Raw genomic sequence first — 13,963 nt, 5'->3', positions numbered from 1 at the left:
CACCACTTCTAATCGTCCTGGGGCGCGGTTTCGTTCCAGTAATAGCTGTCCGGCAGGTAACGTTGGCCGAATACGCTTGTCCCTACACGGATGATAGTTGCTCCTTCTTCGATAGCCACCTTGAAATCACCGGACATGCCCATTGAGAGGATATTCATTTCTACAAGCGGAAACTTTTTCTCCCTGATTTGTGTTTGAATAGATTTTAATAATCGGAAGCAATGCCGTGTCTCGTCGTTTGTAGCATTCAATTTTCCAATCGTCATTAAGCCTTTCACGTTTAACGTTTCGAACTGTGACAATTGTTCCACTAACTCCAGTGCCGTTTCCGGAGACGCACCAAATTTACTTTCTTCGTAGGACGTGTTGATTTGTAACAGAATATCCATAGTTTTGTTCTCTTTGACGAGTTGATGGTGCAGGGCCTGCCCCAATTTCAAACGGTCCACAGAATGAATGAGCGTAACATATTTGACAACGTCCTTCACTTTATTCGTTTGCAGGTGTCCGATAAAATGCCATTCCACCTGATTATATTGTTGCATAAGCGGAAATTTGTCCCGAAGCTCCTGCGCTTTGTTTTCACCAAACAGAGTCTCACCCGCTTGTATAGCCATTTGTAATTTTTCAATCGGTACGGTTTTAGTCGCCAACAACAATTTCACGTCCTCGATCTTGCGCCCTGAGGTTTGGCAAGCCCTCTCCATCTGCTGTTTCACGATTTTGAGATTTTCTTCAACCTGATTGCCCATGTGTCCACTACCCTTTCACACGGTTTTTCCAGGCTTGAACATTTTTTCTTCTTCAATCGGATTCTCTTTCCCGGTGATATGATGTGGATCTATTCGGTACACCTGAACCGGACCACCGAATACGGCTGACCGGTATTTGTCTACGTGCTGCTTGGGTAACGGCCGTTTATAGTAATCAGGCACATACTTATTAATCAATTCTTGCAGCATATGTGTTGCTTCATCCAGATCGACGATGGGCTGTGCCTTGCCAAAAATCATTACACTCATATAAGCTGTGTCCGTCTTGGCTGGTACCGGATCAGTAATAGTTCCATATTCTTCACATACCGTAAAACACACCTCAGGATTAGCATTCATAACCTCATTTCTTCTACCACCGGTGGCTCCATGGATATAAAGCTTCTCATTAGTCCAAACAAAATTGAGCGGAACAACATACGGCAGATGACCATCAACCATTCCAAGATGTCCAATTCGAGCCTGCTGCAGAAATGAATCGATCCTGCTCTTGTCCAACACTTCTCTTAACTTGTAACGCACTCCATCCATTATTATCACTCCTATGTATCAATGTATTAGTTATTATGTATGTAAGTTTATCAGTCATTGGAATGAACATAAACGTCCAAAATAATAGAATAAGGGCAATCCAAATGGCGACACAGTTCAACTTCTCCATACTCGCCTTAAATTACCATCATTATCAAATCCATAACGCAAGTGGGTAAAATCATAAATGTTGAAAAAACTGCATATTAAGGAATAAAGGCTGTTTAATCAAGTTAGAAAGGGGCTGTCCCGTGCAAATTGCAAAAACGTATGCGGCCCAAGTCGATCCAAGCACCTATGAAACATTCCGTTCGCTAGTAGAGGCGATTGTCCCGACTACCCCATGCTTCGGGGCGGAGCAGACGGCAGGCGCAGTCGACCTGTGCGTACATGAATATATGATTTGGGAGCTCGATCATACCTTGGCGCTTATGCTCGGAATCAACCTGACTGTATTCCCGTTGTCCGCCCCCACCGCCGGGATGCTGAATTCAGGAGCAGCCCAGTTCGTCGCCAAAGGCGGTGCACAGGACGCGCCGTGCCGTCCCGTATGGGCGCTCAGTCCGTTTTCCGCCCTCTGCCCCGCCGACCGGATTGTAGTACTCTCCTTGCTGGAGCAGCTCTGGTTCGACCTCGGCCTCCTGCCTCCCCCATACCAGCATGATGGCGGGTTCCTTAAATTCATCATCGACTATTTGAACCGCGGAACGATGTTCGGAAATTACTCGGAATGGCCTGCTTACGGAACGACACGCCTTAATACCCCAACCCTCCGCAGGCTGGAGTGCTTCCCGACCGGATGGCAGCAGACAGGATATCCGGGTGTTTCTTCCGGTTATCGCGCATTTCGCGGATTTATGCTGTTCATTGTCCGGGACAAAGGAGGTTACGAAATTGTATGACGCGGACGTTATCGTAATCGGGTCCGGTGGAGGCGGAGCCGTCGCAGCCAAGGAACTCGGGGAAAAAGGATTGAAGGTGCTTGTGCTGGAGGCAGGAGCTTTTTACGGCAACAAAAAGTGGCCGCAGCCAAACAGCGATCGCGGCGGAGAATGGAGCTCCAGCTTCGACGATCTCGACGTAGGGATTTATAAACAAATTTATAATCGATACGAGAACAACATGAACGATGTAGTGTCTGGTGTTTTCCGCTTTGGCCCCGCCGATCGGCGCCGCGCGCCGTGGCACAGGGTATTGCGCCAAAAAGGAGACATCTGGCAGCTGTCCGGTGTCGGCGGAACAACTCAGCATTACTGGGCCCAATCGCCGCGGGCCTTCCCGGCATCGGTGGACAACGTCTGGCCAATCAGCTATGCGGAGCTCATTCCTTATTACGAGAAGGTTGAAGCAACGCTGCCCGTCAATTTCTCGCCGACAACACCGAAGGAGGAATTGTTCTATTATGGAGTAAAAAAAGCGGGCTGGCGGCTTAATCCTACACTTGATGTAGTATCGCCCGGCTTTCGTCCAAACCCCAATGCCATCCTGCCGCCAAACGCAGAGCTGATGAATCCGTGTTACTCGCTCGAACAGCTTAACGAAATGGAAGGCTGCAATCTGCAGGGGCACTGCATGAACGGCTGCACAGCAGGCCCATCGGTCGATCGGATTGCCAAGCGGGGAACACTTGTCAGCTACGTCCCCCTTGCCCTCAGAACCGGAAATGTGTCGATCCGGCCCAATTCCTTCACGACCAAAATTTTGACCGATCATGATCCGCAAGGCGGGCTTCGGGCAACGGGCGTGCGTTTTCGCGACACGTGGACTGGCGAAACCGGCGAACTGTCAGCGAGAGCCGTAGTCTTGGCCGCCGGCTGCATTGAATCGCCGCGGCTTTGGCTAAACTCGGCGCTGCCTTACAATTCATGGGTGGGACGGGGATTGACCAATCACTGCTTCGATTGGGTCGGCGGCGTATTCGACGAACAGGATCTGATGAGCATTATGGGGCTGCCTGCAGTTTATCCTTACATGGGCCAGACATCCGGAGCCAGGGTCGATATTCCCGGCACCGGGGTTTTCCAGGTGTCTTGTCTGAGTCCGGGACTGATGTCCTTCCTCACTTACGGGTTCAGCGAAGCAAGCTATGACGCCTTGCGGCCACCGGAGCCGGGAGAGCCTTGGGATATACGCGGCCGTGTAGTTGGCCCTCAATTAAAGGAATTGATGATGAATTACAGCCGTACAATGACGTATCTGCTTTTGACAGATGACGAAACGCTATATCACAACAGAGTTGAGGTCGATCCGCTGCTGAAGGACGAGAACGGACCGATTCCGGTAGTTCATTACACTCCAAGCCCGAAAACTCTGCAAAGGCGCGACCAGCTGGCCAGATATGCCTGCGAATCTCTGAAGGCGGCTGGCGCCAAACGGATCATCCGCTCGGATACCCCCTTCGCCTTCCAGCTGCATCTTGAAAGCACCATGCGAATGGGCTTCGTCGTGGACACGAACTGCGAGGCCTATCAGGTCAAGCGGCTATTTATTGCCGATAATAGCGTCCACTTCAACGGCATTGGCGGTCCGAATCCTACGCTGACTACGCAAGCGCTGGCTACACGGACCGCCGACAAGCTGGCGATCAAATATTTCAGTTAACCTGCTTACCCGGTTACGGAAAAATACAGAACCACGCCTGCTAATAAGATAATAGCCAAAAAAGCGATAGCCTTACCGAAGCTCTTCATTCCCCGTTCACCTTCTTTCTCTCGATGGAAAATATCCCTTCCCCGGTCGAGTCTTCTGAATGCATAAAAAGGATAAGGATACCATTTACCTATTATTGGGATGATTGGACGTTTTCATCCGTACCCCTGGCAAATCATGTACAAACGGTATTGGCGGGCAGAAGTTGCAGCAACCTGAACCATTCAGAAAAAAACTTGACGACCTCTCCCCTGTAGATTACCGGGAATCGATCGCCACATAAATTCATTCCTTTTTAACTATCTACTTTACAAAGGGAGCGCCTAAGCGCTCCTTACTACCAAATTGACTGCATACCCCATATTTCTATGGATTTCTCCATCTCCCCAAATCTGAAGTCCCGTAGCGTCCAAACGGCTAGGATATACCCGGGTTGTCAAGCTTTTCAATCCGTTTGCATAAGCCTCCACCATGGAGCGATCCAAATAAATATGAAGCTTCAAATTTTCCTCTAGCAATTCAAGCTTGCCGCCCTGAATTCCTCCGCACTTTTCTCCAGAATGCAGCGTCGTTTTCGTTCGGTCGGCCAAAAGCATGGACTGATTCAAATCATAATACAGCAGTGTTTCTTCTTCTCCATCCGCCAGATCTGCGTCCCTATCCTGTGAATAAGTGCTTCTTGCAAGCGCTACGCTCTGATTCGGCGAAGCACTGTCATTACCAGCAGTAAAAAACAAGACAGGCAGACCGTCTGCATCATAGGCTGCGCTTCCCGACCAGATTCCGTCCGGGGCGAGCTTATCTTTCTCGGGCACCAGAGCGACGGGCAGATCACGCCAATTCACCATGTCCTTACTTACCCAATGCCCCCAATGGATCTGATGAAAAAATGGGCCGGCGGGCTGACATGATATTGCGGTCTGTGCCGGTCAGGCAGAAGAGGCGTCCGATCCAGCTTGATGTTCTCATAGTTTAATTTCGGATGCGCTCCTCCTTAAACGGAATCCAGCACATGCTGAAGCAGATGCCACCTCTTTGGCACTCAAGGCACGATTATTTATCTTGAGTTCATCGATGATTCCGCTAAACATGTGAAGGCTAAACACCTCGGCCAGAAGGCTACTGTGATTGTTTTTTCCAATAAGCAGATTTGTACCAACGGCCTCGACCACACGGGAACCGCGCTTCATTTCCCCCAGATTGCCATCGAAAACCGCACTCACATAAGACCATTCATTTTTGGGCAGTTCATAACCATCCGGCGACCATATTTCCTCCCAAGCTTTCCAGACCAACCTGAAAAGACCATGACCCGGGACGAAACATGCCTAACAAATAACCTTGCTTGCGATCCATATTGTAGCGGTTGACAATGGCGCTCAACTTGCCATCATCTCCCCATTCATAGGAACGTGGCGCAACCCATACTCCAATGCTTAGCTCCGACAAATATTCCTGATCGCAGATTGGTTCTTCCGCTTTGACCGGATGGGCTATGTAAGTAGAAAATCCATCAAATAGAAGCCCTTCCCCCAATACTCCCTGCCTCCACTGTGGTTCGCAAGGCTCGGTAAACTCGGCATGATTAAATACATACTGAATCTCATTCTGGATATGGGATATACTCTCAAGAGCGCTTGCACCGCTTCCTTCATCAAAAGACCAATACATGATCAGACCCTGTCTGGATAAATTTCTTGTATCGCTTGCCCAGCATTTGATTCAGCATAATTGCGATGATTATCGGAACCGGGAAGCCTACCCATTCGCTGCCCCAAATCCCCTGGCTCGGTGAAAAATCCTTAAATGCAATCTGCACGCCATACATTGGATAGTACTTGAACAGAAGATAAACCAGAATAATCGGCAGCAGAAACAGATATAGCTCGTAATTGCGTTTGACCCGACTCCAAGTGTTACGTTTTTGTTTGATCAAAATTTGATCTGCTTTAATATTGAAACGTTTCCAATTAATATTAAGGAAAAAAATCTTCCGGTATATCACTTGATAAAACGTACTTCGCAACTGATGTTACCTAAGCTCATTGAAGATATTCAAGTAGTTTCACCTTGTCTAAATAACACCGGAAGACGATAAACTTCCTGATCCAACGTTTCGCCTTCAATCTTTTGGTAGAGCAGCTTTATCGTCATACGAGCCATATCCTCTACGGGTTGCCTGATCGTAGACAGTATCGGATGGAAATAAGGATGATCCTGAATGCCATCGTATCCGATGACCTTTACATCCTCAGGAACGCGAATTCCACGCCTTCCCGCTCTTTCAATATATTTGGCTGCAAACATATCGGTAATGGCAAAAATACCATCTACATCGCTATGCTTAATCAAAAACTCTTCAAAATACGCATCATCATCCTTAACAGGGTCCGGTTTCTCGTAAACTACATAGTCAACTCCCATTGTTTTTGCCTCATGAATGAATCCTTCTCTCCGATTCATGGTTTCAGTGAACACGGAGGTCACACTTCCCATAAAGGCGGGTTTTCGGGCTCCCGCTTTGACCAGTTCCCTTAATGCCAGACGTCCGCCTTCATAATTGTCCGAGGTGACGCATGTGATTTTCTTGCTGAAATATCTGTCAATGCTGACAATCGGAATGTCATTGCTTACATTTTTCACAATATCGTTGTACGTAATGCCGACAATGCCTGCCACTTTGTTTTGCTGAAGCATATCAAGATAATACAGTTCCTTTTCAGGTTTACCACCGCTATTGCATAGCATAAGCTTATAACCTTCCCGGTCCAGCTCATCCTCAATATAATAAGCCAGCTCAGAAAAAAATGGATGCCAGATGCTAGGCAGCAGCAAGGCTACCATCTTGGATTTCCGCATTTTGAAATTGCGGGCAATCTCATTAGGTATGTAATTCAACTCTTTGATAGCACTCTCTACTTTTCTGCGTGTAGCGGGTTTTACAGCACCCGAATTGTTAATGACACGGGACACGGTTCCTACTGCAACGCCAGCCAAGTTGGCTACATCTTTAATACTTGACATCTAACCCCCCACTTAACTCTCTTATGGTACTCATGATAGCACTGAATTGGAAACGTTTCAATATCTCTTTTTTAAGCGCTTACGAATAGATACAGATTCACACTTTTAAGCCCGGTCTTTTTCTTTGTGTTCTCATCGCGCATAAATTGGAAATTGCAGGATACCCTATTCTAAGCATGAAAGGAAAAAGATTGTATTCACTAAAGCTGCTGTTGCTCTATTGTCCTGGCAGTGCAAATGAAGGAGGGAAGTCCGTTGAAAAGAAGAAAGCATCTATCGCAGCGCCTGACCCAAAAGCTGGAGGGGATCGATCCGATTTCCGATACGCCGTTATCCGACAGCCTGGATCGTAATGAGGAGGCTATCCGTCAAGCCTTTGTCAATTGCACCGATCTGATCACACGCAAATTTTACATTTATCGTTCGGTTCCTTGTCTGGCCGTTTACCTTGATGTGCTGGTCGATCACGCCTTATGGGATGACGGTTTGCTGACACCGTTGATGAGCTTCGAAGACAATGAGACTGACTCCTCCGAACAGCTCATCGAGCGGCTGAAAGGTCATTTGCCATCGGTCGTTATTCCGGAGACAACGCGAAGCCTTAAGGATGCTGTTCAACGGATCGTCAAAGGCGAGGTCGTTTTGTTCATAGATACCTCAATTGAGGCACTATCCTTCAAAATCAAGGACAATTTACAGCGGCAGTTGGACGAGCCAAGCACCGAAGCGGTGATCCGCGGACCACGCATCGGTTTTATCGAGAAGCTCAGCGTCAACATGGCCCTGATTCGTCATAATATCCGCTCGCCAAAGCTTAAGATGGAAAATGTCGTTCTGGGATCAACGACACAAACTGAGACAGCCATCGTCTATATCGAAGGCTTGGCTTCGCAAAACGTCGTGGACGAGGTAAAGCAGCGTCTGGCTAAAATCGATATGGATAGCGTATTAGGCTCAGGGTACATTGAGGAACTGATCAGCGACCATCCCAAGTCCCCGTTTCCGGTCATTCAATCAACGCAGCGGCCCGATGCGGTGTCAGCCTCCCTGATTGAAGGAAAAGTGGCAGTGCTTGTGAACGGCTCCCCCCTCGCGCTGGTTCTGCCCGTAACGTTCTGGTTCGCTTTTCAGACCGTCGAGGATTATTACATCAATTTTCTGTTCGGCTCAATGCTGCGGATGCTGAGGTATTTTTTCGCCTTTCTGGCGCTATCCCTGCCCTCCTTGTTCGTAGCGATCACAACCTATCATTCTGAAATGATTCCGACATCGTTGACTATAAGCCTCGCAGCAGCACGGGAGGTCGTTCCGTTTCCCGCCCTTCTTGAATCGATCATTATGGAGATCACGTTCGAAGCGCTGCGCGAGGCTGGAGTCCGCCTGCCCCGTCCCGTCGGACAGACGATCAGCATCGTAGGGGCGCTCGTCATCGGACAAGCGGCCGTTCAAGCCGGGATTATTTCAGCGCCGCTTATTATCGTGGTATCGTTGACCGGAATTGCCTCGTTTCTTATTCCTAATCCGAACATGAGCCAAGCAATTAGTATTTTAAGGTTTCCACTTCTGTTATGTGCCGGAACCTTCGGACTCTATGGAGTTAGCGCGGGATTGATGGCGATTCTTATTCATTTATCCAACCTCAAATCATACGGCTTACCCTATCTGACACCTGTCTCACCGCTTAAATTAACCGGATTATTAGATGTTTTCTTCCGTGCACCATGGAATGCGATGTACAAACGGCAGCAGCGGGTAAAAGACGAAATGGAGCTGGAGAACAAATGAACCTGCGACGTATTGGTTTGGCCTGCACGACGCTTGCTCTTTATCTCGGCCTGCTTACGGGCTGCTGGGATCGCAATGAGATGGATGAATTGGCCTTTGTGATGGCCTCCGGTCTCGACCTGGCTGATGATGGAGAGCTGGAAACCTCCCTGCAAATCGCCTTGCCAACCGGAATTCAGGCCTCAGATCAGTCCGGGGGCAAAAAAGCTTTCATGGCTGTGTCAGAAAAAGGGAAGGATGGCATGGACACTCTAAGCAAAGAGCAACAGCAATTGTCCCGAAACATCAATCTCGGACACCGACGAGTTATCGTCATTGGAGAAGCCCTTGGCAGAAATGGTATTAATCAGGTGATGGACACCTTGCTACGATCCCCGGAGAGCAGGTACAACAGTTACATTGCAACAGCTTATGGGACGACGGCCAAAGAAGTTATCAAAACCCCATACCTTTTGGAAAAAATTCCTGCTGTCGGCCTTAATAACATCATGGAGGGCAATTTTTCGATTTCCGTTAAAACCGACGAGTTTTTGGATGGGCTTGCCACCTACGGCAAAAATCCGGTGACACCAGGTATACGGATCACAAAGGACGCCCTAGGCAATCCGACCTTCGTGCTGGACAAAATAGCCGTTTACCGTCAGAACAAACTGGTCGGCTTTCTTTCGGATGAGCAGCAGAAGGCGTTCATGCTTTACAGAGGAAATACTCAGGTAATTACCTGGTCGTTACAGCTTGTGCCTCCCAAAGAAGAATATAAAGGAACCGTAAATATACATTTTTTGAAGGTGCGAACAAGTGTTCTCACCCGTATGGCTGAAGGCAAGCCTGCTGTCGACCTGCGTATCAAAACAACGTGCCGAATCAGCGCTAACGATACCGAGCTGGATTTCAGCCGACCGGAAACGCTTGCCCTTCTGGAGCAAAAATATGAAGACGAGCTGCGTAAAGCGGTCGCCGGAGTCGTATCGGTATCACAGCAGGAATTTAAATCAGATATATTCGGCTTCGGCAGGAAGGTGCACATTGACCATCCTTACGTCTGGAAGGAAATAAAGGAAGACTGGAACGAAATTTATCCGTCGGTACCGGTGGACGTCAAAATCGAAGTCAAGATCGAGCGGATCGGAAGAACACAGGCTCCCGGACAATTAATGAAGTACTGACAAACGAACGAATCGAGGATGGTAGAAATGAAAATCACCGGGATGCAGGTTTTCTGGTTAATTACTCTGATGAGTATGGGAATGACCCTTGTCATGACGTTGACCCCCAGCGTGACCTCAGCCAAACAGGATATATGGATGTCTGTAATCGTAGCCAGCTGTATCACACTGCTGATTACCTTTTTCACTACACAAACGTCACTGCTTCATCCAGACCAGAATTTGGTTCAGCTGTCCCGAACCATTCTGGGAAAATGGCTTGGCAGCGTGGTTATGCTCGTCTATTTTATCCAATGGTTTACCATCCTCCCGATCGTTTTGCGGCAGTTTAACGACGTCATCCATATTATGATTCTGCCCCAGACACCGAAGTGGGCAATTATGCTGATCATGCTAAGCTTGATCACCTATTCGACTTATTCGGGAGGGATCGAGTCCATCGCTCGCTGCAGCGAGATTCTCGGGCCAATCGTTATCATCATGGTGCTGCTGACCCTGCTCGCCAGCGTTAACAACGTAGACCTGCATCTCCTGCTTCCCGTCTATGCCGATAGCGGCTTGTCGGCAATATTTAAGGGATCGCTTGCCCCGGCCTCCTATCTCGGTCACTCCGTGGAATATCTAATGCTTGCCCCGTTTCTGATCAAACCGCGCAAGGGTGGAAAATACGCTTTCGCCGCCGTTATTACGGCCTCTAGCCTCGTCCTGCTCGCCATGACGATGGCGATAGCGACAATGGGGGTACCGATCACCCCTAAAATGTGGTATCCCTTTTTCGAAATGTCGCGGAAAATATCGCTGTTCGGCTTCATCGAAAATCTCGACCCGCTGCCGATCGTCGTCTGGGTCGCCAGCGTATTCGTCAAACTCGCCGTTTATTTATTCATCACGAGCTACGGTACAGCACAATATCTGAACATAAAAAACTGGCGCATCATGATCTGGTTCATTGCCCCTATAGTGCTGATCTTCGCTTTCATTCCGCAGAATGTAACCGAAGCGATCTCCAATTACTTGTTCAACTATTGGATTCCCATTGCACTTCCGGTCAATATGCTCGGCCTGCCTCTGCTGTTGTTGATTGTTGGAAAGATCAGACAGGTGTCCGGACGTTCAGCGCAGAAGGGGTGATATGATTATCAGATATTTCTCACTAGCTTGTCTTCGATAGTTAGTACACACCAAAGAAAGAAGCTGTCCCAAAAGTTATCTAAAATAACTTTGAGGGGCGATCTTTTTAGCAGTGGAAAGGCAAGCTATCAGGAAAAAATGCAAAAATGCAGTTTTATTAAAGTAGCCATGAAAGGATAAACCATATTCCTGCAAAAATGCAGGAATATGGTTCAGAATAGACTAGTTTGAAGAGAATTCTTAGAGAAAGCCTGCACATTTGCAACAATTTAGGGCATTTAGAGGCTTTACATAAATAAAGCCTGCACATTTGCAACAATTTCAGGAAGTCCACATCATCCTACTTTTAAGGATAGCCTCTTGGAATCATGCTATAATTCCCGCTCTCACTCCTGCATAATGCTTTCCGCAATCGCTACAAGATCTTCCTTCGACAACGGACTCTTTTTATAGGTTGAAATAGTGTACTCCAGATTGTTATCCACATCCTCCCAAGTCAGATTTATTGCGTAAAGGGCATTGGAATTCGTGGTGTATATGGCTTCGATTCCGTCAATGCTCAGCTTCTCAAATTTCTCGCCCTTTCCCGCTACCTTCGTAACTTCAGTAATGAGTGGATGCATTCTTTTGGCACTGATACGGATGATGTCCGAGTCTTTGGAGAAGACAAGCACAGCTTCCCCGGCTTCGCTCCATTTCAGTTTTTTAGCGTAATATTTTTTCCCCTCCGCCTCCGCTTTGAGTTCCTTCAACATTTTTTGATACGGCTCGCTAAGGAAAAAGTAGTATGGAGGCACGATTTCACCAGATTGAAAAGCATACCCTTCCGGAAGCCATTCCGGCTGTGCTAATTCTGGCGCGTTGTGTTTGGACAACAACTTCGAATATTCATCATAATCTGCACTGGTTATAGCGAGAAAGCTAAAAGACAGCGAATGGTCAGTCCCATTATACAGCACGGTTAAATCGCCCGGCTTTTTCTCTTTGGAATGAATGGCCATAGCCTCTTTCTTCTGACGTTCAACAATGTTCTTGTTAGAAGCCGACTGTGTCTTTGACTGTTTCTGCGGTGCTGCGGCAGCATCCACAGTAAAACCGCTAGCTGAGCTCAATGCCAGCAGGATGCTGGCAGCGGCAATGATTGTTTTTTTCGTAGGGGTCATAGGTTGAATCTCCTTTCGGCCATATAGGCGCTTGTGGTTTTGTTTACTTTTATAACCCCTGAACCTCTTGAAAAGGGACACCTCTGAATGAAGTTATTTCACCATGCTGCCCACAATACGGATAAATTCAGACTTGGACAGAGTACTTTCCGGATTATCGAACACAGAATAAAAAATCTCCGCCTTCTCATCAAGCCATTCCAATTTGTGCTTATAAAAAACAGTATCAGCCTCTGCGTTCTCTGCCTCTATATAAACCATCTCCTGTCCGCCTAACGTCAGCTTCTCGACCGATACTCCCTTTGGATGCTTCGTTATTACCGTGGATGGATGTTTCTTACGCTTATAAGTGATAATATCAATGGTATCCTTTCCGTTACTATAGATCACCTTAGCACTTCCCGCTTTACTCCAGGTCAACGGCTTGATGAATAATTTAGCACCACTAGTAGAGGATTCAGCCATTTGGATAAACTCTGGCTCCAGCTTCTTCAGATTTTCCAAACTGGCCTCACCGTCTGTTACACTGGCAAATAATTTTCCTTCTGCAAATGAGTACCCTTGAGGCAAATACTTGGGCTCAGACAGCAGCGGTCCGGATTTAATTTCAAGCTGCTTCCTCAATTCCGTGTAACTGCTGTACACAATCGGTTTAAACTCGGTTTTAACCTTATTGCCTTGGTTATAAGCATTCAGCGTATCATCATGGACGTAGTAAGCCACCAACTCGCCCGGTTTGAGCTGGTCTTGGATGCGTTCTCTATACTCAGACAGCAGCTTATGGTGCGTCTTGGCATGTGGAGTATACTTATCTTCTCTAATTTCCTTCGTCTCAACAATTACTTCACCTTTGGAGTTCAAAATTTGCACATACCGGGAAGCCGCATAACCAGTCAGGGAGGTCAGCACAATAATCAGACAGCTGATTGTTACAATGGCTCCGGCCCGGTGCCTGACCGTTTTTTGGCCGCTGCGCCGTTCATGAATTTCCCGAACCCGTTCCATCACATTTAGTCGCACATCGATAGTCTTCGGCTCTTCCTTGATCATAAGTTCCTTTAGCGTTTCATCTTGAAGTGTAACTTTGGCCTTCAGCATAGCCCGCCCCTCCCTTCCGCTTCATCAGCTTCTGCAGCTTCAGCTTCAATCGCCCGTATTTTTTCTTTACCGCTTCCGTGCTTTTCCCTGAAATTTCCCCAATCTCGGCAAAAGACTTCTCCTCGAGCACCCGTAATATCAACAAACTGCGCTCCTCCGAACTCAAGCTCCGTATGGTGGAAGACAACGGCTCGCCGAATAATCGGCTTATCATCGTCTGCTCCGCGCTCTCTGTTACCGTATCCTGCCGGAACCAGTTTTGGAATTTACGCTGTACGCTACGCCTACGCAGCAGATTCAGACAGTGGTAATGTGCAATCTTATACAACCAGGATGAAAAGCTGACGGTCGGTTCATACATTCCTATTTTTTCGTACCCTTTCACCAAAATGTCCTGCACCGCATCCTCCGCCTCCTGCCGGTCCCCCAGCATACGGGTGCAATATCGGTACAACGGAGCCTGGAATGCTTCAACGATATGTACATACTTACTAATTTCTCCCGCTTTGACTTCCTTAACATATTTTTCCACAAAATCCACTAAGCTGCTCCTCCTCTCTATCTACTATATAACACTTCAGCAGCGGGAAAAGGGACAGTTAGTTCAGGCCAAATAAATGGAAAACAGCCCTCTACTGAGAGC

At 47.7% G+C, this 13,963-nt stretch carries 13 protein-coding genes and 1 pseudogene; 5 read left to right on the top strand and 9 right to left on the bottom strand.

Annotated features, from left to right (window positions below; all coding sequences use genetic code 11):
• Positions 1–8: 8 nt before the first annotated feature.
• Positions 9–752, bottom strand: a complete 744-nt coding sequence (locus BLS49_RS13800) for a YggS family pyridoxal phosphate-dependent enzyme (RefSeq protein WP_091231379.1) — start codon at positions 750–752, stop codon at positions 9–11.
• A gap of 15 nt (positions 753–767) precedes the next feature.
• Complete coding sequence (locus BLS49_RS13795) at positions 768–1,304, bottom strand: pyridoxamine 5'-phosphate oxidase family protein (protein WP_091231377.1); 537 nt, start codon at positions 1,302–1,304, stop codon at positions 768–770.
• 251 nt (positions 1,305–1,555) lie between these two features.
• On the opposite strand from BLS49_RS13795, the gene BLS49_RS13790 reads away from it, so the two are divergent.
• Positions 1,556–2,206, top strand: coding sequence for a hypothetical protein (locus BLS49_RS13790; RefSeq protein WP_091231374.1), 651 nt, complete (start codon positions 1,556–1,558; stop codon positions 2,204–2,206).
• A complete protein-coding gene (locus tag BLS49_RS13785; RefSeq protein ID WP_091231372.1) occupies positions 2,199–3,905 on the top strand; it encodes a GMC family oxidoreductase N-terminal domain-containing protein in 1,707 nt (568 codons plus the stop codon). The genes BLS49_RS13790 and BLS49_RS13785 overlap by 8 nt, the downstream gene beginning before the upstream one ends.
• A 371-nt stretch (positions 3,906–4,276) precedes the next feature.
• On the opposite strand, the gene BLS49_RS25340 is transcribed toward BLS49_RS13785, so the two are convergent.
• From BLS49_RS25340 to BLS49_RS13770, 4 genes and pseudogenes are all read right to left on the bottom strand, one after another.
• A complete protein-coding gene (locus tag BLS49_RS25340) occupies positions 4,277–4,801 on the bottom strand; it encodes a glycoside hydrolase family 32 protein (RefSeq protein WP_245742404.1) in 525 nt (174 codons plus the stop codon).
• Between the two features lie 400 nt (positions 4,802–5,201).
• Positions 5,202–5,624: a hypothetical protein gene (locus BLS49_RS25330; protein WP_245742402.1), complete on the bottom strand. Its 423-nt coding sequence runs from the start codon at positions 5,622–5,624 to the stop codon at positions 5,202–5,204.
• 10 nt (positions 5,625–5,634) lie between these two features.
• Positions 5,635–5,907, bottom strand: a pseudogene (locus BLS49_RS13775) (sugar ABC transporter permease); the annotation flags it as partial.
• Between the two features lie 101 nt (positions 5,908–6,008).
• Positions 6,009–6,977: a LacI family DNA-binding transcriptional regulator gene (locus tag BLS49_RS13770; RefSeq protein WP_091231369.1), complete on the bottom strand. Its 969-nt coding sequence runs from the start codon at positions 6,975–6,977 to the stop codon at positions 6,009–6,011.
• A 255-nt stretch (positions 6,978–7,232) separates the two neighbouring features.
• Here BLS49_RS13770 and BLS49_RS13765 point away from each other — a divergent pair, with 255 nt between their 5' ends.
• From BLS49_RS13765 to BLS49_RS13755, 3 genes are read left to right on the top strand one after another with little or no spacing between them, the layout of a single operon-like run.
• On the top strand, positions 7,233–8,762 hold the full coding sequence (locus BLS49_RS13765) for a spore germination protein (protein ID WP_091231366.1): 1,530 nt from the start codon (positions 7,233–7,235) through the stop codon (positions 8,760–8,762).
• A complete protein-coding gene (locus BLS49_RS13760; RefSeq protein ID WP_175471410.1) occupies positions 8,759–9,928 on the top strand; it encodes a Ger(x)C family spore germination protein in 1,170 nt (389 codons plus the stop codon). The genes BLS49_RS13765 and BLS49_RS13760 overlap by 4 nt, the downstream gene beginning before the upstream one ends.
• Before the next feature lie 27 nt (positions 9,929–9,955).
• Positions 9,956–11,059, top strand: a complete 1,104-nt coding sequence (locus BLS49_RS13755) for a GerAB/ArcD/ProY family transporter (protein ID WP_245742392.1) — start codon at positions 9,956–9,958, stop codon at positions 11,057–11,059.
• A 386-nt stretch (positions 11,060–11,445) separates the two neighbouring features.
• Here BLS49_RS13755 and BLS49_RS13750 read toward each other — a convergent pair whose 3' ends face one another.
• The 3 genes from BLS49_RS13750 to BLS49_RS13740 form a co-directional block, all read right to left on the bottom strand.
• Positions 11,446–12,222, bottom strand: a complete 777-nt coding sequence (locus BLS49_RS13750) for a DUF4367 domain-containing protein (RefSeq protein ID WP_091231355.1) — start codon at positions 12,220–12,222, stop codon at positions 11,446–11,448.
• Positions 12,223–12,315: 93 nt separating this feature from the next.
• Positions 12,316–13,320, bottom strand: coding sequence for a DUF4367 domain-containing protein (locus BLS49_RS13745; RefSeq protein ID WP_091231350.1), 1,005 nt, complete (start codon positions 13,318–13,320; stop codon positions 12,316–12,318).
• Positions 13,289–13,861 (bottom strand): RNA polymerase sigma factor, encoded by a 573-nt coding sequence (locus BLS49_RS13740; protein ID WP_091231347.1) that lies wholly within the window; start codon positions 13,859–13,861, stop codon positions 13,289–13,291. The genes BLS49_RS13745 and BLS49_RS13740 overlap by 32 nt, the downstream gene beginning before the upstream one ends.
• Positions 13,862–13,963: the final 102 nt, after the last annotated feature.

The organism is Fontibacillus panacisegetis, from assembly GCF_900102215.1.
Classification (GTDB): Bacteria; Bacillota; Bacilli; order Paenibacillales; family Paenibacillaceae; genus Fontibacillus; species Fontibacillus panacisegetis.
The sequence above is the reverse complement of the archived record's forward strand: the minus strand, read 5'-3'. Positions and strand labels throughout refer to the sequence as shown.